Raw genomic sequence first — 21,833 nt, forward strand, 5'->3', positions numbered from 1 at the left:
GTCATCCGGCCGCCGTGGCGACCGTTCGTGACGCATCGATCGAGCTGGGGAGGCGGAGCGCCCGCTCGCGGAGAGGGGTCCGGGGCGCCAGACTGACGGCGAGCGGAGGGAGGCACGATGCGACGCCTCCGCGCCCTCGCCGCCGCGCTGCTCCTCCTGCCCGCCCTCGCGGCCTGCGCGCCGGGAGGCGCGACGGGCGCCCCGAGCGGCACCGCGGCGGCCACCGTGGCTGCGACCACCGCGGCTGCGATCACCGCCACCCCGGCTCAGGCCACCCCCGATCCGGCCCGCTCCTCCGCCCCGGCTCCCGGGGTCACCGTCTCTGTCCAGCAGAACCGCTCCGACATCGCCGGCGGCACCATGGTCTTCGAGGTCCACAACGGCAGCGGCGCCCCGATCGAGGTCACCGCGGCCCGCCTCGTGGACCCGCGCCTCGCCGTCCCGCTCACCTGGACCGGCGGCACGGGCGTCCCCGACGGGACCTCGCGAGACCTCCGCGTCGACGTGCCCGAGCCCGCCTGCCCTGCCGCGGAGGCGCCCGCTGCGCTCGAGGTCGTCCTCGCCATCGACGGCCACGGCGAGCGCGCGTACCCCGCCGACGACCCGTTCTCGTTCGTCGACGCTCTCGCCCGGTCCGGATGCTTCGCCCGCACCGTCGACGCCGACCTCGCCCTGCGGATCGACACGTCCGGAGGCGCCGCGCACGAGCCGGCGCGCCTCACGATCACCGCCGACGTCCGGGGCACCCCCCTCGTGCTCCGCAGCGTCGACGCCACGATCCTGCTGCAGCCGCCCGACGCCGCCGACGCCTGGACCCTCGACCGCTCCGTGCCCGCCGGGACCCTCGACTCCGTGGTCCTGGACGCCGTCCCCACCCGCTGCGACACCCACGCGCTCGCCGAGGACAAGGTCGGCACGCGCCTGCCGGTCACCGTCGAGACCGCGGGCCGGCAGGGCACCGTCGTCGTCGCCGCGACCCCCGAGCAGAAGGGCGAGCTCTACGCGTTCATCACCGCGTACTGCGCGTCCTGAGCAGGGAGGCGGGGGTCCGGGGGTGCGGACGTACCCGCAGACGCGCCTCGCCGTGCACCTCGGCCGTCACTCGCCGCCGCTCGCCCGCATCGGCAGGTTGCGCCGTCGGCCGCGCCGAGCCGGTCCCGCCCGCCGTGGGACGAGCCCGGCCTGCCCCGCCCGGCTCGGCTCGGCTCAGCCCGCTCGACTCAGCTCAGCCCGGTTCAGCGCCCCGCTCCGCTGTGCGCGCCCCAGCCGCGCCCGTCCGCTTCACGCCGGCGCCGTGCTCAGCGCCTGCAGCCCCGTCACCCGCAGCAGGTCGAGCCGCGCCTCGTCCTCGCTGCCCGGCGCCACCGTGTAGACGACGATCCGCAGGTCGGTGCCCGGAGCCGTGAGCACGTCGCAGTCGATCGTGATCGGTCCGACGGGCGTCCGCGTCACCGTCTTCCGGCTCGCGCGGTGCTCGGCGATGCGCGCCTCCGCCCAGCGCCGCTCGAACTCGGGCGACTCCTCCCGCAGCCGGGCGACGAGGGCGGCGAGCGCCGGATCGCGCGGGTAGCGCCCGGTCGCCGGGCGCAGGTCGGCCGCGAGGTCGCTCGCGAAGTCCTCCTCGTGCTGCGCGTCGAACTCGGTGCCCGCGTGTCCGGAGGTGAAGTGCCGCCAGACGAGGTTCCGCTCCAGCCCGGTGTACACCGAGGGGTCGCCGTTCAAGGCGGCCCAGAGCGGGTTCCACAGCAGGATGTCGTGGGCCGCCGTGAACACCGCGAGCGGCACGTCGCCCAGGCGGTCGACGATCCGCTGCACGCCCGGGCTCACGTGCTGCGGCACGACGCCCGGCGAGGGGACGGCGGCACCGGCGACCCGGTAGAGGTGGTCGCGCTCGCTGTCCGTGAGCCGGAGCGCCACCGCGAGCGAGCGGAGCATCGACGGCGACGGGTTCCGCGCGCGTCCCTGCTCGAGCCGCACCAGGTAGTCGACGCTCACTCCCGAGAGCGCCGCCAGCTCCTCGCGGCGCAGGCCCGTGGCGCGGCGGCCCGAGCCCGCGGGCAGGCCGACGTCGGCGGGACGGATGCGGTCGCGCCACGAGCGCAGCACCGTGGCGAACTCCTCCATGCCGCCCATCCTCCTCCGCCCGCCGTCGCCGAGCCAGGTACTGCCGGTCCCCCCGTCGAGCGCGGCCTGGTCGAGGCCCGACCACCCTCGCAGGATGGGCGCATGACCACGACACTCATCACCGGAGCGAACCGCTCCCTCGGCCTCGAGACCGCCCGCCGACTCCTCGAGGCGGGCCACACCGTCTACGCCGGCATGCGCGACACCGCCGACGGCGACGCCGCCCGCGCGCTCGGCGCCCACCCCGTCCGCCTCGACGTCACCGATCAGGCGAGCGTCGACTCCGCGATCGCCTCCCTGCCCGGGCTCGACGTGCTCGTCAACAACGCCGGCGTGCTCGGCACCTCGTTCGGCGTCGACGACCTCACCCCGGAGGCGATGGCGGGCGTCCTCGAGACGAACGTCATCGGCATCCTGCGCGTCACGCAGGCCGCGCTCCCGCTGCTGCGGGCCTCCGCGGCCCCGGTCGTCGTGAACGTGGCGTCCGGAGTCGGCTGGCCGCGCTGGCTGAGCACCGAGGGCCACGACGAGTTCCCCATCACCGCGATCCCGTACGCGGCATCGAAGGCGGCGGTCGTCGCGCTCACCGTGCAGTACGCGAAGAACCTGCCGGCGATGCGGATCAACGCGAGCGACCCCGGCTACACTGCGACCGACTTCAACGGACACGGCGGGCACCAGACCGTCACCGAGGGCACGGACGCGACCGTCGCGCTCGCCCTGCTCGGCTCCGACGGGCCGACGGGCGAGTTCCACGACCGGCGCGGGCGCATCGAGTACTGAGCGGCGGGGAGGGCGGGCGCGACCGGCCGGACACCGGCCCGGACCCGGCAGGCGTCCACGTGCCCGTTCGAGGAGCCGCTGCCCCGAGCGCGGCGTGCGTCCACGTGCGCGTTCGAGCAGATCCCGCCCCGACCCTACGTGCGTCCGCGCACGCCCGAGACGCGGTGAGGTCCCCGAACCCGCCCTCGGCGCACCGGCCAGCACATGGTGATGAGGTGTCCTGTCTGCGCGGTCACCGGTCCTCGGTGCTGGGCTGTGAGTGACGGCCGGAGCCGGGACGCTGCCCACCGCGTGACAGAGGGCCGGATGAACCGCCGGCCCGACGGTGCGTGCTCGCTCCGGTGCGCCTACCGACTCACCGCGTCTCGTGTCAGCTCTGCAGCTCGACCCCCCAGTTCGTCCTCTGGACGTCGGCGTCGAGCCCGCGCAGCTCGCGCGCCACGGCGTCCGCCTGCTCGCGCAGCTCCCGCACCGGCAGCGCGGGCAGGCGGCGCAGCTCGCTCCGGAGCTGGCGGTAGCCGCGCTCGCCGGCGGCCGCGTCGGCCGCGCGGGTCAGGAGGCTGTGCCGGGCGCGCAGGGCCTCGCGCCGGGCGAGCGCCGCGGTCAGCACCTCGCCGGTGGGAGTGGTCGCCGTCGCGTTGGTGAGGTTGATCGCCGTGACCAGCCGCTCGAGCTCGCCCAGTGCGCGCGTGCAATCGGCGAGCAGCTCGGCCGGGTCCTCGGTCGGCTCCTCTCCCTCCTGGTAGGAGGCGTTCGCGACGATCCGCGACTGGAGGGCCTCGATCCGCTTCTGCAGGTCGGCCCGCTCGAGGAGTGCTTCGGCGAGAGTCATGCGACCAGGCAAGCACACATCGACGCGACCCGCGCCCCTAGGCTGCGACCGTGCCGCTGCAGAACCATCCCGGAGACGTCGAGTTCCCCGTCCGACCCCGGCTGCGCTACGCGCGGGCGGCCGATGCGCACCGGCGCGGTCAGGGCGCCGGACGCCGCGCGCTCCTGGTGACCGCCTTCGCGGCTCCGGTGGGCCTGATCGGCTTCGCGTGGGGGCTCGCGCTCGGCGGCGGCGAGAGCGTCGTCGCGTTCACGGCGTTCGCGTTCGCTCTGGCCTTCGGGCTGCTCGCCGCCACGGTCGGCTTCCAGCAGTGGGATGCGCGCGCGCCGCGCCGCGAGCAGCTCGCGTACCTCGGCGCGGCCGGCTCGCCGACCCCGTCCCTCCGCCAGCAGCAGCTGCTCGCGCTCGACGCGGTCAGCGACTTCTCGTTCGCCGGCTGGAACTCCTCCCTCGCGTTCCAGCCCTCGTGGGCCGAGCTCCCGGAGGAGCTGCGGCGCCGCTACGCCGACGGAGCGAAGGGAGCGCCGTGGCAGCAGCTGCCGCTGCATCCGCTCGTCGAGCACCGGGTCGCGCTCGACCGCGACTTCCGCATCGCCTCGGCCGACGACGTCGAGCTGCTGGTCGCCGACGTGCTCACCCGCGGGCCGCTCTCGATCCGCTTCGCCGAGGTCTCGGCCTCCGCCGACGCCGAGCGGATGCGCTCCCGGGTCGCCGCGCTCACCGGCGGCAGCGAGTTCCACCTCCTCGAGCTCGCCCAGGCGGTCGACGGGCGTCCGCCGCTCCTCCTGCTCGCGGGCGACGCCGAGCGCACGATCGGCGCGATCCGCTACGCCTACGTCGCCGGCTACCTCCCGGCGGCGCGCGCCTGGGAGCTGCTGGCCGCGGTCGGCGACCGCGTCTTCGAGCGCTACTCCGGCTGGGACGCCTACTGGGCCGACGCGGCCCTCGCCATCGCCTTCCGCACCGACTCGCTCGGCGCAGTGCAGCACCACCACCGTCTGCGCGCGGAGCTCGCGGCGTCGGGGTGGCCGGCGGCGGCGGTGCCGTACCCGGGCTGAGCGCGGCTGCGGAGACGGTGCCTCCGAGCCGGAGCGTCCGGACCGGAGGCGCGCAAACGAGGTGACCTCCGTCGCCGACCGTGCCCACCGACCCTGCGAGCGCTGCGGCCCCGGGGTCAGCCCAGCTTCGAGGCGGGCACCGTCTCGAGGTGGAGCAGGTCGCGGCGCAGGCGCTGCGAGCGGACGTAGCTGCTCAGCACGTGCTCGGGCGAGGGCGGGGAGTCGCTCCCGCCGAGGAGGGCGCGCGCGGTCGTGAGGCGTGCGCGGCGGATCTCGTCGAACACGGTGGTGCCGTTCCGCGCGAAGGTGCGCTGCAGCGTCCGCTTCGGGACGCCGAGGCGCTCGCAGATCTCCTGGACCGAGAGGCGGGGGTCGGTGGACATCGCGGCGATCAGGGCGAGGGCGCGCGTGTAGACGTCCTCGCTGCTCTCGCGCGGCAGCGAGGTCGCCAGCACAGCGCCCGCCAGCTGCTCGACGGCGGCCCGCACCAGGGGGAAGGCGGGGGAGTCGGCGTCGAGGGTGGAGCCGAAGGTCGCGTTGACGGTCGAGAGCAGGATGCCGCGGCTGGCCGCGTCGGCCTCGGTGACGACGGCGCCACGGTCGGCCGAGTCGACCAGGCCCAGCAGCGGGCGGTCAAGGGCGATCTCGGTGCGGGCGCTCGGGGTGTCGGTCACGATCGTGAACGGGGAGTCGCAGTGGAGGAAGGCGATGTCGCCCGGCGCGACGCGGACCTCGAGTGCCGCCGGATCGTCCGGCTGGATCACGAGCGCGCCCTCGAGCGGGATGATCAGGCGGACGCCCGGGCCGATGGCGGAGGTGCGGTGCAGGCGGGCCGGCGAGTGCCAGATCCGGAGCACGTCGACGCCGTCGCTGCAGAGGGTGTCGGCCACGATGCGGAACGCGCCGTTCGCGCGGACGTCGACGCCGCTCTGCGCCAGCCACGCGGCCGCCGCGGTGTCCCGGCGGGACACTCCGCGATCGACGATCGGTCGGCTGCCTTCTGCGATTCCCCTCACGGCGGAGTCCTTTCCTCTGGCGCGTCCTCCGTACGACGCGATCCCTCTACCCTGGCCGATCCGGCCCGGTGGTGAGAAGTCTTCATGCGATCGCATCGTCGCTCACCTCCACCGCAAGGTGTCGGATCCCGCCATCGGGGGACGGAACCGGACCTCCGGGGTGCGCCTCGGATCGACGTGGACCTCGAGCGCGGCGACGTCGGTGAATGGCCGGTCGTCGCTCGTGCGGCCCCGCAGCACGATGGAGTGGCGGAGCGTCCGCGGTGCCCGCAGCGGCGCGATCGTGTAGTGCGCGACGGCCACGAATCCCGCTCCCGGGGCGACCCGCTCGGGCCGGCCGACGACGGTGACCGGGGCCTCGTCGTAGTCGAGCTCGACGCCCGAGCCGTCGGTGAAGGAGCCGCAGAACAGGGCGAGATCGTGCAGGGCGGCGGTGCCGGAGTTGTGGAACTGCATCCAGAAGGTGATCACAGCGACGGACCCGCGGGCGGGCGCGAGCCGCACCGCGCTGCCGTCGAGGACGAGGTGCGGGGGCGCATCGAGCGTCGGAGCTCCGAGCATCAGCCGCGCCGCCTGACGCCCGCCGCCGGTGCGGCCACCGGTTGCGCTGCGCGTCCCGCCAGCTGCAGGAGGCCGCACGCGGCGACCACTCCGACGAGGGCGGCCGCCCAGCTCAGGTCCTGCTGGTCGAACTCCCGGAGGTGCGCCGGGACGCCCGTGAATCCGAGGATCCCCTGGGCCGCGGCGACGGTGGCGAAGGCGAGCATCGCGGCCGTGGCGGCGACCGCGGCCGGGGTGGGCGGGTCGCCCTCCGAGTCCTGGGCGAAGCGGCGGACGGCGTGCGCGAGGGCGAGTGCGCAGAGGGCTGCGGCGACGAGGGCGGCCGCGGTGTAGGCCGGGCCGGCGGCCAGGAGGAGGAGGGCGCCGACGACGACCCGCAGGCAGGCCGGGAGGACGCCGGGAGCGCTGCATCCGCGCGCGCCCGGGCCTCCGCCGAGGGCCGCGGCGCGGGCGCGGGACTCCTCGAGGCGCCTCCGGACGCCATGAGGACCAGCGGCGCGGAGCAGGGCGGTCGCGCCCGAGGCGAGCAGCGCGACGCCGACGAGCAGGGGGAAGACGAGGGCGGCGGCGGGCAGGGCGGGGGCGGCGTCGGCAGGGGTCATCGGGTCTCCTTCGGGGCGGGGACGGGGCGCGGCACCTCGATGATCCGTCCTCGCGGAGCGCCTCGGGAGGCCGGGCGCGAACGCTCACGAGGCAGGCGCGCCAGAACGTCAGAACGCGCCAGTGGACCGTGCCGCCGAGCTGTGCCAACGGCACCGCGGAACGTGCCACGCGCCTCCGCGTGCCCGCTGCGCGCTGTTTCGAGACGGCCTACGCTCACCGGATGGACGAGGTGCGGGACGCGTACGGCGCGCGGGCGGAGGAGTACGCGGCGCTGCTCGGATCGGTCGACGCGGGGCCCGCGGCCGATCGCGAGCTGATCGGGTCGTGGGCCGACGGGCTGGGGGGCACGGTCGCCGATGTGGGCTGCGGGCCCGGGCACTGGACGGAGTTCCTCCGGCGCCGCGGAGCCGCCGCGGTCGGCGTCGACCCGGTGCCGGAGTTCGTCGCGCTGGCTCGAGCGCGGTTCCCGGACGTCCCGTTCCGGCTCGGCTCGGCGCTCGAGCTCGACGTCGACGGCCTCGGGGGCGTTCTCGCGTGGTACTCGCTCATCCACCTGCCGCCGGCGGAGCTGCCCGGCGCGGTCGCGGCGCTCGCCGCGCACCTCCGACCGGGCGGAAGCCTGCTGATCGGCTTCTTCGAAGGGCCGCGCTCGGAGGCGTTCGCGCACGCCGTCGCACCGGCGTGGTTTCACCCGCTCGCCGAGATGCGCGCGCTCGCCGAGCAGGCCGGCCTCGAGGTGACCCACTCGCTCCACCGCAGCGCCCCCGGCGTCCGCGACCACGGCGAGCTGATCGCCGTCCGCCCACGCTGACGCCGAGCTGATCGCCGACCTGTGATCCGGACGCCGCCGACGCCGCGCTGGTTCCGCGCTGACGGCACCCGCTCCCGCTGGTCACCGGCGGCCGACGTCCCGGCCCACCGCATCCCCTCGAGACACCACCGCCCCGCCGGGACGCCGCCGTCTCAGCGGTGCCGCGGCGGTCTCGGCGGTGTCCCGGCGGACGAGGGCCCCCGCGCCTAGAGGCGGTCGGCGCGCCACTCCGTGGGGATCTCCTCGCCGCGGCGGAACGCCTCCTCCTCGCGCTCGCGCAGCTCGACGCGGCGGATCTTGCCCGAGATCGTCTTGGGCAGGGGGTGGAACTCGAGGCGCCGCACCCGCTCGAAGGAGGAGAGCAGCTCCCGGGTGTGGGCGAAGATCGCGCTCGCCGTCTCGGCGGTCGGCTCCCAGCCGTCGGCGAGGGTGACGTACGCCTTCACCACGCTGTGGCGCACCTCGTCCGGAGCCGGCACCACCGCGGACTCGGCGACGGCGGGGTGCTGCAGCAGCACGCTCTCGACCTCGAACGGCGAGATCTTGAAGTCGGAGGACTTGAAGATGTCGTCGGTGCGGCCCACGAAGGTGATCGTGCCGTCGACCGCGCGGACCGCCACGTCGCCGGTGTGGAAGTAGCCGTCGGCGCGGGCGCGCTCGGTGCGGTCCTCGTCGCCGAGGTAGCCGGACATCAGGTTGACGGGCTCGACGGAGAGGTCGAGGCAGATCTCGCCGGTGGAGGCGGGCTCGCCGGTCAGCGGATCGACGAGGGCGATGGCGACGCCGGGCAGCGCGCGGCCCATCGCCCCGGGGACCACGGGGGCGCCGGGCGGGTTCGCGATGATCGCGGTGGTCTCGGTCTGGCCGTAGCCGTCGCGGATCGTGAGTCCCCACTCCCGCTCGACGGTCGCGATGACCTCGGGGTTGAGCGGCTCGCCCGCCGAGAGGATCTCGGTCAGCGCGCGCGGCTTCGCTCCCAGCGCCGACTGGATCAGCATCCGCCACACGGTCGGCGGCGCGCAGAACGTGGTGACCTCGGCCCGGTCGAGCTGCTCGTGCAGTGCGGTGGGGGAGAAGCGGCTGTAGTTGTAGACGAACACGGTCGCCTCGGCGTTCCACGGCGCGAAGAAGCAGCTCCACGCGTGCTTGCCCCAGCCCGGCGAGCTGATCGCCATGTGCACATCGCCCGGCTGCACGCCGAGCCAGTACATCGTGCTGAGGTGCCCCACGGGGTACGACTCGTGCGTGTGCACGACCATCTTGGGCTTCGAGGTGGTGCCGGAGGTGAAGTAGATCAGGCACGGATCGGAGCTCTGGACGACCACGGTCGGGCTGATGCCGAAGGGCTCGAGCGAGTCGGCGTAGTCGAACCAGCCCTCGACGGCGCCGCCGACCGCGATACGGCCGAAGCCGCCCTCCATCTCGTCGAACTTGGCGGTCTCGGAGGCGTCCGCGATGACGTGCGCGACCTCGCCGCGCTCGAGGCGGTCGGCCAGGTCGGCGGGTGAGAGCAGGGTCGTCGTGGGGAGGATGACCGCGCCGAGCTTCATGATCGCGAGCATCGACTCCCACAGCTCGAGGCGGTTGCCGAGCATGAGCATCACGTGATCGCCCTGCTCGACGCCGACCGAGTGGAGCCAGGCGGCGACCTCGTCGGAGCGCCAGCGCATCCGGTCGAAGGAGTACGTCTCCTCGGAGCCGTCCTCCTCCACGATCCAGAGGGCGGGGCGCTCGTTGCCGATGGCGATCGCGTCGAACCAGTCCACCGCCCAGTTGAAGCGGGGCCCGACGTCCGGCCACTGGAAGGCCTCGTTCGCGGCGACCGCATCGGTGCGGTGCTGCAGGAGGGTGTCGCGGGCGGCGCGGAAGCTCCCGGTGGGGTTCATGCATGTCTCCGTAGCGGTCGAGGTCCGGCCGCTGGCGGGACCGACCCCCATTCTGCTCCCGCTGCGGTGCCGGGTGCTGCGTGGGGGAGGCCCGGTGGGGATGTCCGTCGGAGGGAGCACCTGTGGAGGAGCGGTCGAGTCCGTTTCACGAAGGACGCGGCGTCAGCGGGAGAGCGGAGGGCTCGCCCGCCGCAGCAGGCGCTCCCTCCGCTCCCTCCGCGGGACCTCAGTACTTGATGGACTGACCGCCGTCGATCGGGAGGACGGTCGCGTTCACGTAGGAGGCGTCGTCCGAGAGGAGGAAGGCGACGACCGAGGCGATCTCGTCGGCCTCGCCGTAGCGCTTGGTCGGGTTGACCTGGATGAACTCCTCGGCCGCCTTGCGCGGGTTCTGCGGGTCGAGCTGCTTCATCGAGTTCTCGACCATCGGGGTCCAGATGGCCCCGGGCGCGATCGCGTTGATGCGGATGCCGAACTCGCCGTACTCGATCGCGGAGTTGCGAGTGAGGCCCACGACGCCGTGCTTGGCGGCCGCGTAGCCGGACTGGTTGCCGATCGCGGTGATGCCGCCGACGCTCGCGGTGTTGACGACCATGCCCGAGCCCTGCTCGCGCATCACCTTCAGCACCTTCTCGAGGCCGAGGAACACGCCGCGGAGGTTGATCGCGACGACCTTGTCGAACTCGTCGGCCGTGAAGTCCTCGGTGAGGTTCTGGCGGCCCTCGATGCCGGCGTTGTTGAAGAAGCCGTCGATCCGGCCGAAGGCCTCGAGGGTGCGCGCGACATAGGCGTCCACGTCCGCCTCCTTCGACACGTCGGCGAGGACGGTGATCGACTCGGTGCCCTCGGGCAGGACGTCGACCGTGGCGGCGAGGCCCTGCTCGGAGATGTCGACGAGGGCGAGCTTCGCGCCCTCCTGGGCGAGGCGGACGGCTGCGGCGCGGCCCAGGCCGGATCCGCCTCCGGTGATGAGGACGACGCGGTCGGTGAAGCGGGTGCTGGTGGTGGTCATGGCGACTCCTGCTCGAAGAGGGATGGACTCGGAGGCCGTGTGGTCGGCGAGTCCGTATCCATGCGTCTGCATGCAATTGGCTCCACGATACTCCACAGGTGTCGGTTGAGTCTGAGTGCGCGGTCAGGGATGGAGTGATCCGGGCTGCGGGCGCCCGCAGTCGAGCCCGGTGGACCCTCGCGAGCGGGGCCGCAGGATCCGACGCGAGCACTCGGGTTCTGGGCGGAGCCGCCGCCCCCCCGACCCCGATCCGCCGCACGCCCGCCTACAGGTGCGGCTGCCCCGTCGAGGCGCTCGTCCCGCCGTCCACGGCGAGGATCGCGCCGGTGATGTACGACGCGTCCGCGCTGGCGAGGAACAGCACCGGCGGGGCGATGTCGTCCGGCTGCCCGGGGCGTCCGAGGGCGATGCGGTCGATGAAGGGCGCGAGCTCCTCGGGGGTCGAGGCCATCGACTCGGTCAGCGGCGTCTGCGTGAAGGCGGGGGCGACGGCGTTGACCCGCACCCCGTGCGCGCCGAAGTCGAGGGCCAGCGACTGCACGAACGTCGTGATCGCGCCCTTGGTCGCGTTGTAGGCGGCCTGGCCCCAGTCGCCGCGGATGCCCGACACGGAGGAGACGACGACGATGTTGCCGCGGCTCGCCTTGAGGTGCGGGAGCGCCGCCTTCACCGCGTAGAAGAGGGCGTCGACGTTCGTCGCGAAGAGCGAGCGCCAGGAGTCGTCCTCCACCTCCTCGATCGGGCCGCCGAGGTGGCCGGCCGCGTTGTTCACGAGGACGTCGATCCCGCCGAACCTCGCGACGGTGCCCTCGACGAGCGCGTCGACCTCGGCTCGGACCGAGACGTCGGTGGGGACGACCAGGACGCGCTCGGCCGGGAAGCCGGCGACGGTCTCCTCGAGCGTGGCGGGGGTGCGCCCGGCGACCGCGACGCTCGCGCCCTGCTCGAGGAAGGCGCGTGCGATGGAGCGGCCGATGCCGGAGCCGGCTCCGGTGACCAGGACGGTGCGTCCGGCGAAGGGGTAGGTGTTCGAGGCGATCATGGCGGTGCCTTCCGGGTGCAGAGGGGCGGCTCGGCGGGGTGCGCCGGGTGCGGCGGGCGTCGGATCCGCCCGGTGCCGATCATCCGCGGCACCCGAGCGGATCGACGGGCCGCCGCGCCGGTACGGAGGAGCTCCCCATCGATCCGCAGCACGGCTCCCGACCCTGGCAACCGCCGCAGAGTGCGGTCCGCGGCCGCGCGGGCTCGGGTAGACCGGAGGGACGCCAGTGGACAGGGGGAACCACCATGGACACCACGAGAACGACCGCTCCGCGCCGGGCGACGGGGCTCCGGGCGGGACGGCGCGCGACCGCGCTGGGCGCCTGGGCACTGCTCGCGGCGCTCGCTCTGAGCGGCTGCACGAGCGGCGCCGACCAGGCGGAGGAGGCGACACCCGCCGTTCCCGGCACCGCTGCTCCGGCGACCGCCGCTCCGACCGCGACGCCCACCGACGCTCCGCTCGGGCCCGTGACGCTGCCCGAGGGAGCGACCGCCGCCGTGCGGTGGACCGACCAGGTCGGCCCCGTCGATCCGCAGAGCGTGTACCTCAGCGGCGACCCGCTGCACATCACCGTCTCGGTCGCCTGCGACACCGAGGACGCCGAGGTGACGATCGAGGTCGTCGGCCTGATGACGAGCGGATCGTCGTGCGTCTACAGCCCGAGCACGACCCGCACCGGCACGGGAGGCGGCAACACGGGCACCATGCAGATCGCCGTCGAGCAGGACGCCGAGATCAGGGTGACGACGGTGCCGGACGACGCGCACTGGTCGGCCGCCGTCTCGACCGGGGCGCGAACGGGCCCCGGGCCCTGACGCCGGTCCGCGCCCTCCGAGAACGCAGAAGTCGCGGTGGTCGAGAGCGGCCACCGCGACGTCCGGGTTCTCGAGTCGCCCGGGGCGTCAGCCGATCGGGACGCCGAGCTCGGCCATGAACGGCACGGCGTCGACCGCCTCGCCGTCGACCCGCGTCTCGAAGTGCAGGTGGCAGCCGGTCGAGGCGCCGGTCGAGCCGCGCAGCGCGATGACCTGGCCGACGGTGACGGTCTCGCCGACCGACACCATCAGCTCGCTGTTGTGGGCGTAGCCGGTCTCGATGCCGCCGCCGTTGTCGAGCAGGATCCAGTTGCCGTAGCTGCCCTGGTACGACGCCTCCTCGACGGTGCCGCTGGAGGCCGCGAGGACGGGCGTGCCGCAGGCGCCGGCGAGATCGGTGCCCTTGTGGAACAGGTTCACGCCGGCGACCGGCGCGTCGGGGCGGGGGCCGTAGCTGCTGCTGATGTGGCCGGAGATCGGGACGACCCACGCTCCGGACGCTCCCGCGGCGGCCGCGGTCGACTCGCCGGAGGTGGCGGTGATCGCGTCGAGGGACGCGGTGGGGACGAGGACCTCGGGCTTGGCCTCGGCGGCGAAGGCGTCGCGGGTGACGCTCTGCTGCACGACTCCGGCCGCCACGAAGCTCTGCGGGCGGGCCGCGGCGACGGCGGTGGCCGTGTCGCGGGTCAGCTCGGAGTCGGCGGTGCCGCCCACGGCGAACGCGGGCATCGTCGAGGTGATCGCGATGCCGGCCACGAGGGTCATCGCGGCGACGGCGGAGACGCGGGGGCGCGACGGGCCGCGGGAGGTGCGGCGGCTGCGGGACTCCTGCTCACGGAGCGAGCGACGGGTCGGGAGGGCGGACGGACTGCCGGTCTCGGCTCCTGCGGGGGTGGGAGTCGAGGCGCGTGACGAACGGTGCATGCAGAGGAGGTTCCAGGTCTGCCGACGCTCGAGGGGGAGGCGAGCGCCGGGTGGGGCAGTGGGGCTGATCGCACGGCTGAGCCGATGCGACCCTCCAAACTACCCGCGTTCCGCCGGATCCGACCTGAGAGAAACCTCCGGAGTCAAGCGGTTGAGCGCATCGATCGGCTCTCGATCCGGAGCGGCGGGGGTGCGCCGGGTCGCCGGTGGGCGTGCTCAGCGGTCGGCGGTGAAGACCAGCAGGGCGATCACACCGGCGACCGTCGCCGCGACTCCGGAGCCCAGGCGCCACCACATCCACTTGTCGCGCCTGGGCCCGCGCACGGGACGCCGGAGGCCGGCGCGGCCCTGGTAGCCGCCGGGATCGTGCTGGAAGACCATGCCCCCAGCCTGCCGAACCCGCGCCCGTCGCGGGGTCGACTCGCCCGCGACTCCCAGCCGCGAATGGCACCGCAGGGCTGAAGCGAGAGCCGAGGAGAAAGGAGGAGAGGCGGCGACCAGGGGGAAGGGGAGGCGGGACGGCACGGGCGCAGAACGGCCGCCGCCCGCGCGCCTAGCGCGGCCCGGGCGCGCTCGCCAGCGGGTTCGCGGGGCGGGTGCCGCTCGGTAGCGTGGGGGAGTCGGCCGGAGCGGTCGACGAGCGGAGGAGCGGACATGGCCGGGACCGGCAAGGACAAGGACGCACGCGACAAGGCGGCGCAGAAGCGCGCGAAGAAGGCGCTGAAGAAGGCCGAGAAGTCGGTGCGCGCGGCGCACGAGGCGGTCCGCGACTCCAGCAAGAAGCTGCGCAAGAAGGCCCGCAAGCTGGCCGAGCAGACCGAGAAGCTCAAGCGGACCCAGGAGAAGGCGGCGAAGAAGGCGGCCGCGGCCGAGAACCGCCCGACCACGCCGAAGCACGCCGCCGAGCCGGCGGTCGGCGCCCTCGACCTCACCCCGCCGCTTCCCGGCTCGCAGGAGCCCGCCGAGGATCAGGAGTCCGCCGAGGACGCCGGTGCCGCGGCCGGGTCCGCCGCACAGCCGGAGCCGGCCCCCGACTCCGACCCCGCGCACACCCCGGACCTCACCCCGCCGATGCCGCGCTCGGCCTCCTGAGCGAGCCCGCCTGAGCGCGCCCGCCTGAGCGCGCCCGCCTGAGCGCGCCCGCCTGAGCGCGCCCGCCTGAGCGTCATCCGGCCACCGCCGGCCGCCTCACGCGTCGCCCGCCTGAGAATCCGCACAGACTACTCGGGCGGGCGTGCCCCGCGAGGTGAACAGCAGGTGAAGCCTCGCGACCACGCCGGAACGCCTCCCGCCGCGGGAGCATCATGTCTGCGTGGATCCCTTCATCCTGCTCGCGCTCGTCGTCGTCACGGCCCTCGCCTTCGACTTCACCAACGGCTTCCATGACACGGCGAACGCGATGGCCACGTCCATCGCGACCGGTGCCCTGAAGCCCCGCACCGCCGTCGCCCTCTCGGCGTCGCTGAACCTCGTCGGTGCGTTCCTCAGCATCGAGGTGGCGCTGACCGTCACCAACGCGGTCGTGAAGATCCAGGACTCCTCGGGCGCACCCGATCCGGCGCTGCTCGAGGACGGCGGATCCGCTCTGCTGCTGATCGTACTGGCCGGCCTCATCGGCGGCATCGTCTGGAACCTGCTGACCTGGCTGCTGGGTCTGCCCTCGAGCTCGTCGCACGCCCTCTTCGGCGGCCTGATCGGCTCCGCTCTCGCGGGCCTCGGCCTCAACGGCGTCAACTGGGCCGGCGACGGCACGAAGCTCGACGGCGTCGTCGGCAAGGTGATCCTCCCGGCGCTGATGTCGCCCGTGCTCGCCGGAGCGGTCGCGGCGATCGGCACCTGGCTCGTCTTCCGCGTGATCGGCAACCTCGCCGAGAAGAGCCTCCACCGCGGCTTCCGCTTCGGCCAGATCGGCAGCGCCTCCCTCGTCTCGCTCGCGCACGGCACCAACGACGCGCAGAAGACGATGGGAGTGATCACGCTTGCGCTAATCGCCGCCGGCGGCTGGAGCGACACCGAGTCGGTCCCCTTCTGGGTCAAGCTCAGCTGCGCGCTGGCCATCTCGCTCGGCACCTACATCGGCGGCTGGCGGATCATCCGCACCGTCGGCAAGGGCCTCGTCGAGATCGACACCCCGCAGGGCATGGCCGCCGAGAGCGCCTCCGCCGCGGTCATCCTCGCCTCCAGCCACCTCGGCTTCGCCCTCTCGACCACCCACGTCGCGACCGGCTCGATCCTCGGCTCCGGAGTCGGCCGCCCCGGAGCGCAGGTGCGCTGGCGCGTGGCGCTGCGCATGGTGATCGCCTGGGTCATCACGCTCCCGGCCGCCGCCCTCGTCGGCGCCGTGATGTGGTGGATCGGCCACCTCGTCGGAGGCGCGGCAGGCGGCCTCCTGATGGCCGCGATCCTCGTCGCCGTCGCCTCCCTCATCTACATCCGCTCGCGCCGCGACAGCATCGGCGCGCACAACGTCAACGACGAGTGGCAGGACGCGGCGGCACGCCCCGCGCCCGAGACCGCCGGCGTCTGAGCGAAAGGATCCGCACCGTGCTCTCCCTCTTCCTCTCCGCCGCCGGCCAGGTGGCCCTCGTCGCCGTGCTCCTCGGAGCGGGCCTGCCCGTGCTCTTCGCCGTCGGCGTCCGCTCCTTCGCCGTCGCCGCCGGTGCTCCCGCCTCGGGCGGGTCGGACGCCCCCGCGGTCCGGAGCGGTCTGCCCGCCCCGGTGCTGCGCGGGATCGGCGTGCTCTGCTTCGCCCTCGTCGTCGGCTCGGTCGTGATCGGCCTGAGCGTCATCATCGCGACGGGCCTCGGCCAGTCGGTGAGCTTCGAGCACGTGATCCCGACCTTCGTGCCCAAGGGCTGAGCATGGCCTCGACCGATCCGATCGCGGCGCGGGAGGGGATCGTCGCCCGCGTGGTCGGCTGGCTGCGCGCGGGCTACCCGTCGGGCGTGCCGGAGCAGGACTACCTCCCGCTGCTGGGCCTGCTGCGCCGCAGCCTCACGACGGACGAGGTCGAGCAGGTCGTCGCGCGGCTCCTGTCGGAGTCGGAGCGGGCCGAGACGGTCGTCTCACGGGCCGTGGTCCGCGAGCGGATCGAGCAGCTGCTGCTCGGACCGGCGATGCCCGAGGACGTCGCCCGCGTCTCCTCGCGGCTCGCGAGCGCGGGCTGGCCGCTGGCGGGCCCGGAGTCGCTGGCCGAGCCGGACACCCGCGAGGGCCTGGTCGCGCGCATCGTCCGCTGGCTGCGCGCCGGCTATCCGGCCGGGCTGCCCGAGCAGGACTTCGTGCCGCTGCTGGCGCTCCTCCGCCGCCGTCTGAGCGACGAGGAGGTGGCCGAGGTGGCCGCCGGTCTCGCCGCCGACGCGCCCGCCTCACGCGCGGACGTCGGCACCGCGATCGCCGGAGTGACCTCGGAGCTGCCCTCGGAGGAGGACATCGAGCGCGTGCGCCGGTCGCTGGCCGCGCTGGGCTGGCCGGAGGAGTTCGCGAGCTGACGCGCCGCGGCCCGGATCTCGAGCCGCAGGAGTCCGCGTGCCGATCCGCCGCTGTCGCCGGCGATCCGGCCGGAGAGCCCGCCGGCCGACCGCGCCGCGATCCCGGGCGGTCCAGCCGTCGAAGGGTGACCCCGCCGGGACCAGGACGCGGACGCTGCAGCGGGCCGGGCCCGCCGTGAGCGGGCGGGACGAGCGCTGGAGCGTGTCCTCGGGCGGGCGACAGGCGGCCGCCCGGTCGGCAGGGGAGTCGCGGGGTCACGACGCGCGCCGTCCGCCGTCCTAGGTTCGGCCCGGGTCCGGATCGGCTGCGCAGCCGGCTGCCGGACCGCCGCCCGACCGGAAGGACAGCCCCATGACCGCACCCACCATCGTCCTCGTCCACGGAGCGTTCGCCGACGCCGCGAGCTTCGCCCCGGTCACGCGGATCCTGCTCGACGCCGGCCACGCCGTGCGCGTCCCGGCCGTGCCGAACCGCAGCCTGCTGGGCGATGCGGAGTACCTCCGCTCCTTCGTGGAGCAGCTCGACGGGCCGGTCCTGCTGGCGGGCCACTCCTACGGCGGCGCCGTGATCACGGTGGCGGGCGCCGCCGAGAACGTGGTCGGCCTCGTCTACCTCGCGGCCTACGCGCTCGAGGAGGGGGAGAGCCTCGGGCAGCTGCAGGGCGCCTTCCCCGACTCCGACCTCCCGGCGAACCTCGTCTACACACCGTTCCCGATCGACGGAGCGGAGCCGGGCACGGACGTGTCGGTCGCGGTGTCGGCGTTCCCGGAGGTGTTCGCGGCCGGGATCGATCCGGCCGAGGCGGCCGTGCTCGCGGTCGGCCAGCGCCCGCTCGCCGCTCTGGCCTTCGGTGAGGCCGCTCCCGTCGCCGCCTGGCGGACCCGGCCGAGCTGGGGCGTCGTCGCGGCCGCGGACCGGACGATCAACCCGGACGTCGAGCGGTTCGGCTACCGGCGGGCGGGCGTGCGCTCGGTCGTCGAGCTCGACGCGCCGCACCTGGTGATGCGCTCGCACCCGGAGGAGGTCGCGCGGGTCATCGCCGACGCTGCGGCGGAGCTGAGCTGACCGCGGAGTCGCCTGACCGCGGAGGGGTGCGCCGAGTGCCGGTGCGCTCCTCCGCACCCCGCCGTGCACCGCCCCCACCCGGAAGCACGCCCCGCCGATCTAGGTACTCCCGCCGCGGATCTAGGTCGGCGTCGCGTGGAGTCGGGCCCGCCGTCTCCCTAGCCTCGAAGGGAGAGAAGGGCGGGATCGTGGACACGGACACCGCACGGCTCGGCGCCTACCTCCGGGGGCACCGCGACCGGTTGCGCCCCGACGAGGTCGGCCTGGGCGCCGACGGCAGGCGCCGCGTCAGCGGGCTGCGCCGCCAGGAGGTCGCCGTGCTCGCGGGGATCAGCCCGGACTACTACCTGCGGCTCGAGCAGGGCAAGGACCGCCGCCCCTCGGCGCAGGTCCTGGACGCTCTGGCCCGGGCGTTCCGTCTCGACGCGGACGGGCGGGACTACCTCTTCCGGCTCGGCGGGCACGCCGCGCCGCGCCGCTCGCCGGGCTGGGCGCAGGCCGGGCCGACTCCGGCGCAGGTCGGCAGCCTGACGAGCATGGTCTCGTCCTGGACCACGACGCCCGCCTACGTGGTCGACCGCTACCTGGACCTCGTCGCCGTGAACGAGCTCGGCCGCCTGTTCCTCCCCCTGGCCTGCGAGCAGGGGACCAACATGATCGAGGCCGTCGTCGACGCCGCGGCGCTCGAGACCGACGCCGAGCGGCACGAAGACTGGGACCGCACGATCGCCGTGATGACCGCCGCCCTCCGCTTCCACTCCGACCCGGCGGACCCGCGCCTGCGGGTCCTGGTCGCCTCGCTCGGAGGCCGCTCGCGGGTCTTCCGCCGCGTCTGGGCGAGCCAGGAGGCGTATCCGCTCCGCGAGGGCTCGTCGCCGGTGCGCGTCGACCCCTTCGGCTTCATCGCCTTCCGCTGGCAGACCCTGGAGGTGCACGGAGGCGACCACTTCCTGACCTCCTTCTTCGGCGCCCCCGGCAGCGCCGCGGCCGCCGCGATCGATTTCATCCGGGCCCGCCACCGGGTCGAGGAGTGTCTGCGCGAGGGTGCGATACTCGACGCGTGAAGCGGGACGCGCTCGTCGTCGGTCGGGGATCGGAGCTCGCGCGGCTCCGTCTGATGGTCGACGGCATCGCCGCCCACGGGTCGGCGCTCGTCATCGACGGGGACGCCGGGGTCGGCAAGACCACCCTGGTCGAGGAGGTCGTCGCCTACGCCCGCGCACGCGACGTGCGGGTGCTGCGGACCGCGGGCTCCGCAGCGGAGTCGGGCGACCAGTACGCGGCGCTGCAGCTCCTCCTGCACCCGCTCCGCCCGGGCCTCGACGGCCTGCCCCTGCCGCAGCGGGACGCGCTCCGCGTGGCCTTCCATCTGGCCGAGGGAGTGCAGCCGACGCCGCTCCTGGCCGGCCTCTCGGCCCTGACCCTCCTGAGCGACGCCGCCGCCGATCGGCCCCTGCTGGTCGTCGTGGAGGACCTGCACCGGATCGACCCGGAGTCGGCGTGGGCGCTGCGGATGCTCGCCCGGCGCATCGGCGAGGACCGCGTCGTCGTCGTGATGACCACGAGGGACCGGCCCGAGGAGGACTCCGGCCTCGAGCACCTCCACCTCGGGCCGCTGTCGGCCGCCGACTCGGCCGCTCTCCTCGACACGCTCCCGCATCCTCCTCGCGGCGCCGCCCGGCGCGCTCTGCTCGACCTCGCCCGCGGGAATCCGCTCGCCCTGGTGGAGCTGACCGGACGCGACCCGTCCGCCGACGAGGCGGAGGACCGCGCGGTGACCGGACGCCTCGAATCGGCCTTCGCCGAGCGCTTCGCCGAGCTCGACCAGCCCTCGCGGCTCGCCGTGCTGGCCGTGGCGCTGGGCGACGTCGCGACGGCGGAGGAGGCGAGCCGGCTGGCGAACCTGGCGATCGGCCGCCACCCCGACCCCTCCTGGATCGACAGGGCCGTCGCCGCGTCGCTGCTCAGCTGGACGCCGGGGAGCGGACTCCGCTTCCGGCACCCTCTCGTGCAGTCCGCGGTGACGAGCGTGAGCCGCCCCTCCGAGCGCGCGGCCGTGCTCCGCACGCTCGTCCAGGAGCACCGCGACGACCCGAGCCGGACGCTCTGGTGGCGGTCGGAGCTCGCGACCGGCTCGGACGGGCCGGTGGGCGAGGAGCTCGCCGGTCTCGCGGCGTCCGGCCTCGCGACGGGCGACGTCGTCCTGGCGGCTCAGGCGATGGAGCGGGCGGCGGAGCTGACCCCCGCGGGTCCGCTGCGCGTCTCGCGCCTGATCGACGCGGCCGAGTACTCCGGGCTCGCCGGCCGGACCGCGGAGGCGGCGCTGCTCGTGCACCGCGCGGCGGGCGAGACCGTCGATCCGGTGCTCACCGCCCGCGCCGCCTGGACGCGCGAGACGCTGCCGACCGGGCGCACGGCCCTCTCGCGGGGCGACCTCTCGCCCGCGCTCGCCGCAGTGACGGCGCTGCAGAGCCACGGAGCCGTCGACGCCGCGACCGCCGCGCTCCTGCACCTCGCCGCCATCGCCTGGGACCACAACCGCGAGGCGTCGCCCGGCGAGCCGATGATCCAGGCGGTGCGCGCGCTCGCCCTCGACGACTCCGACCCGCGCGCCGTCCTGCTCGCGGCAGTCACCGAGCCGATCGCCCGCGGCGACGAGGTCGTCCGCCGGGCGCTCGCGGCGGCCGGCGGGTCGAGCGGTCCGGAGGAGGCGTGGTGGCTCGGCTACGCGCTGAACACGGCGGGCGAGGTCGAGGTCGCCCGGGAGCTCCTGGAGGAGGCGATCACGGGACTCCGCGCGCGCGGCGACATCCGGATCCTCCCGCAGGCGCTCCTCGCCGCCTCGATGACCACGTCGCTCGCCGGCCGCTTCTCGCGCGCCCGCTCCTTCGCCGAGGAGGCGCTCGTCCTCGGGAGCGACCTGGGGGACGTCGGCTTTGAGACCGCGTCCCGGGCCTGCCTGGCCTGGTTCGACGCGATGGAGGGCGTCGCGCCCGATCCCGAGGCGATCAGCGCGGGCAGCGCGATCGGCGCGGCCGTCCTCTGCTCGAGCGTGATGCGGGCGACTCTCCGTGGATCGAGAGCGGCGGTGGCGGTCCTCGAGTCTCGACCGGGCGACGCCGTGCCGGAGCTCCTGCCCCTCCTCGACACGGACGACGACTCACTGAACCCCGGCTTCGCGATCCTGACCACGCCCGATCTCGTCGACGCGGCTCTCGCGACCGGGGATGACGGAGTCGTGCGCCTGCACGCCGCGAGGCTGGAAGCGCTCTTCGAGCGCTGGCACCAGCCGATGATCGAGGCGGCCCTCCGGTACGCGCAGATCGCCGTGGCGCTCGCCGACGGAGCGCCGGACGCCGCGGCCGGGCTGCTCCGCCGGACTCCGCCGCCGCTCCCGTACGTGCGGGCGCGGGCGCTGCTGCTCGTGGGCGACGGGCTGCGCCGGGCCGGTCAGGCGGCGGAGGCGCGGCCCCTCCTCCGCGAGTCGCTGGCGATGCTCGAGGAGCTGCCGATCCACGCCTGGGCCGATCGGGCCCGTGACGCGCTCCGGGCCGCCGGAGGGAGGATCGCGGACGCGCCGTCGCCGGCCGCTGCCACGCTGACCCCGCAGGAGCTGCGCATCTGCGCTCTCGCGAGCACGGGGCTGTCGAACCGCGCGATCGCGCAGAACCTGTTCCTCTCGCCGCGCACGGTCGGCGCGCACCTGTACGCGGCGTACCGCAAGCTCGGGATCGGCGGGCGGGGCGAGCTCGCCGCGGTGCTCGGGAGGGACGCGGGCGCCGACGTCTGAGGCGGGACTCCGCTCGCAG

Annotated in this window: 22 protein-coding genes; 12 read left to right on the forward strand and 10 right to left on the reverse strand. The window is 74.7% G+C overall.

Annotated elements, in window-relative coordinates; genetic code table 11:
• The first annotated feature begins 117 nt into the window (after positions 1-117).
• Positions 118-1,032, forward strand: a complete 915-nt coding sequence (locus C5C29_RS09065; RefSeq protein ID WP_104308292.1) for a hypothetical protein — start codon at positions 118-120, stop codon at positions 1,030-1,032.
• 249 nt (positions 1,033-1,281) lie between these two features.
• Here the strand turns inward: C5C29_RS09065 and C5C29_RS09070 are convergent, their stop codons facing one another.
• Complete coding sequence (locus tag C5C29_RS09070) at positions 1,282-2,124, reverse strand: helix-turn-helix transcriptional regulator (protein ID WP_104308293.1); 843 nt, start codon at positions 2,122-2,124, stop codon at positions 1,282-1,284.
• Between the two features lie 102 nt (positions 2,125-2,226).
• On the opposite strand from C5C29_RS09070, the gene C5C29_RS09075 reads away from it, so the two are divergent.
• Positions 2,227-2,907: an SDR family NAD(P)-dependent oxidoreductase gene (locus C5C29_RS09075; RefSeq protein ID WP_104308294.1), complete on the forward strand. Its 681-nt coding sequence runs from the start codon at positions 2,227-2,229 to the stop codon at positions 2,905-2,907.
• A gap of 370 nt (positions 2,908-3,277) precedes the next feature.
• On the opposite strand, the gene C5C29_RS09080 is transcribed toward C5C29_RS09075, so the two are convergent.
• On the reverse strand, positions 3,278-3,739 hold the full coding sequence (locus C5C29_RS09080; RefSeq protein WP_104224023.1) for a DIP1984 family protein: 462 nt from the start codon (positions 3,737-3,739) through the stop codon (positions 3,278-3,280).
• A 50-nt stretch (positions 3,740-3,789) separates the two neighbouring features.
• On the opposite strand from C5C29_RS09080, the gene C5C29_RS09085 reads away from it, so the two are divergent.
• Positions 3,790-4,797, forward strand: coding sequence for a DUF1266 domain-containing protein (locus C5C29_RS09085; protein WP_104308295.1), 1,008 nt, complete (start codon positions 3,790-3,792; stop codon positions 4,795-4,797).
• A gap of 116 nt (positions 4,798-4,913) precedes the next feature.
• On the opposite strand, the gene C5C29_RS09090 is transcribed toward C5C29_RS09085, so the two are convergent.
• From C5C29_RS09090 to C5C29_RS09100, 3 genes are all read right to left on the reverse strand, one after another.
• A complete protein-coding gene (locus tag C5C29_RS09090; RefSeq protein WP_181125763.1) occupies positions 4,914-5,768 on the reverse strand; it encodes a helix-turn-helix domain-containing protein in 855 nt (284 codons plus the stop codon).
• Positions 5,769-5,915: 147 nt separating this feature from the next.
• The gene (locus tag C5C29_RS09095; protein WP_104282897.1) at positions 5,916-6,374 is read right to left on the reverse strand and encodes a hypothetical protein; all 459 of its coding nucleotides are present in this window, start codon (positions 6,372-6,374) and stop codon (positions 5,916-5,918) included.
• On the reverse strand, positions 6,374-6,976 hold the full coding sequence (locus tag C5C29_RS09100; protein ID WP_104308297.1) for a hypothetical protein: 603 nt from the start codon (positions 6,974-6,976) through the stop codon (positions 6,374-6,376). The genes C5C29_RS09095 and C5C29_RS09100 overlap by 1 nt, the downstream gene beginning before the upstream one ends.
• Before the next feature lie 221 nt (positions 6,977-7,197).
• Between C5C29_RS09100 and C5C29_RS09105 the strand changes: the two genes are divergently transcribed.
• Positions 7,198-7,788 carry a trans-aconitate 2-methyltransferase gene (locus tag C5C29_RS09105; RefSeq protein WP_104308298.1) on the forward strand — a complete coding sequence of 197 codons (591 nt, stop codon included), beginning with the start codon at positions 7,198-7,200 and terminating at the stop codon, positions 7,786-7,788.
• Positions 7,789-7,994: 206 nt separating this feature from the next.
• On the opposite strand, the gene C5C29_RS09110 is transcribed toward C5C29_RS09105, so the two are convergent.
• From C5C29_RS09110 to C5C29_RS09120, 3 genes are all read right to left on the reverse strand, one after another.
• Entirely contained in the window at positions 7,995-9,674 is a 1,680-nt protein-coding gene (locus C5C29_RS09110; RefSeq protein ID WP_104308299.1) for an AMP-binding protein, read from the reverse strand.
• A 226-nt stretch (positions 9,675-9,900) separates the two neighbouring features.
• Positions 9,901-10,686: a glucose 1-dehydrogenase gene (locus C5C29_RS09115; RefSeq protein WP_167299040.1), complete on the reverse strand. Its 786-nt coding sequence runs from the start codon at positions 10,684-10,686 to the stop codon at positions 9,901-9,903.
• Between the two features lie 265 nt (positions 10,687-10,951).
• Positions 10,952-11,728, reverse strand: coding sequence for an SDR family NAD(P)-dependent oxidoreductase (locus tag C5C29_RS09120; RefSeq protein ID WP_258069480.1), 777 nt, complete (start codon positions 11,726-11,728; stop codon positions 10,952-10,954).
• A 245-nt stretch (positions 11,729-11,973) separates the two neighbouring features.
• On the opposite strand from C5C29_RS09120, the gene C5C29_RS09125 reads away from it, so the two are divergent.
• Positions 11,974-12,543 (forward strand): hypothetical protein, encoded by a 570-nt coding sequence (locus C5C29_RS09125; RefSeq protein ID WP_104308301.1) that lies wholly within the window; start codon positions 11,974-11,976, stop codon positions 12,541-12,543.
• 87 nt (positions 12,544-12,630) lie between these two features.
• On the opposite strand, the gene C5C29_RS09130 is transcribed toward C5C29_RS09125, so the two are convergent.
• Complete coding sequence (locus tag C5C29_RS09130; protein WP_104257449.1) at positions 12,631-13,467, reverse strand: M23 family metallopeptidase; 837 nt, start codon at positions 13,465-13,467, stop codon at positions 12,631-12,633.
• A gap of 216 nt (positions 13,468-13,683) precedes the next feature.
• The gene (locus C5C29_RS17150; RefSeq protein WP_159940529.1) at positions 13,684-13,848 is read right to left on the reverse strand and encodes a hypothetical protein; all 165 of its coding nucleotides are present in this window, start codon (positions 13,846-13,848) and stop codon (positions 13,684-13,686) included.
• 273 nt (positions 13,849-14,121) lie between these two features.
• Between C5C29_RS17150 and C5C29_RS09135 the strand changes: the two genes are divergently transcribed.
• The 7 genes from C5C29_RS09135 (at position 14,122) to C5C29_RS09165 (ending at position 21,814) form a co-directional block, all read left to right on the forward strand.
• Entirely contained in the window at positions 14,122-14,559 is a 438-nt protein-coding gene (locus tag C5C29_RS09135) for a hypothetical protein (RefSeq protein WP_104273730.1), read from the forward strand.
• A 220-nt stretch (positions 14,560-14,779) separates the two neighbouring features.
• A complete protein-coding gene (locus C5C29_RS09140; RefSeq protein WP_104224012.1) occupies positions 14,780-15,994 on the forward strand; it encodes an inorganic phosphate transporter in 1,215 nt (404 codons plus the stop codon).
• A 17-nt stretch (positions 15,995-16,011) separates the two neighbouring features.
• Entirely contained in the window at positions 16,012-16,326 is a 315-nt protein-coding gene (locus C5C29_RS09145) for a hypothetical protein (protein WP_104227380.1), read from the forward strand.
• Positions 16,327-16,328: 2 nt separating this feature from the next.
• The gene (locus C5C29_RS09150) at positions 16,329-16,958 is read left to right on the forward strand and encodes a DUF3349 domain-containing protein (RefSeq protein ID WP_104224010.1); all 630 of its coding nucleotides are present in this window, start codon (positions 16,329-16,331) and stop codon (positions 16,956-16,958) included.
• 352 nt (positions 16,959-17,310) lie between these two features.
• Positions 17,311-18,024 carry an alpha/beta fold hydrolase gene (locus C5C29_RS09155; protein WP_104275760.1) on the forward strand — a complete coding sequence of 238 codons (714 nt, stop codon included), beginning with the start codon at positions 17,311-17,313 and terminating at the stop codon, positions 18,022-18,024.
• 188 nt (positions 18,025-18,212) lie between these two features.
• Complete coding sequence (locus tag C5C29_RS09160; protein WP_104224008.1) at positions 18,213-19,088, forward strand: helix-turn-helix domain-containing protein; 876 nt, start codon at positions 18,213-18,215, stop codon at positions 19,086-19,088.
• The gene (locus C5C29_RS09165; protein WP_104308303.1) at positions 19,085-21,814 is read left to right on the forward strand and encodes an AAA family ATPase; all 2,730 of its coding nucleotides are present in this window, start codon (positions 19,085-19,087) and stop codon (positions 21,812-21,814) included. The genes C5C29_RS09160 and C5C29_RS09165 overlap by 4 nt, the downstream gene beginning before the upstream one ends.
• The last annotated feature ends 19 nt before the right edge of the window (positions 21,815-21,833 follow it).

This window comes from Rathayibacter sp. AY1H2 (assembly GCF_002931985.1).
Classification (GTDB): domain Bacteria; phylum Actinomycetota; class Actinomycetes; order Actinomycetales; family Microbacteriaceae; genus Rathayibacter.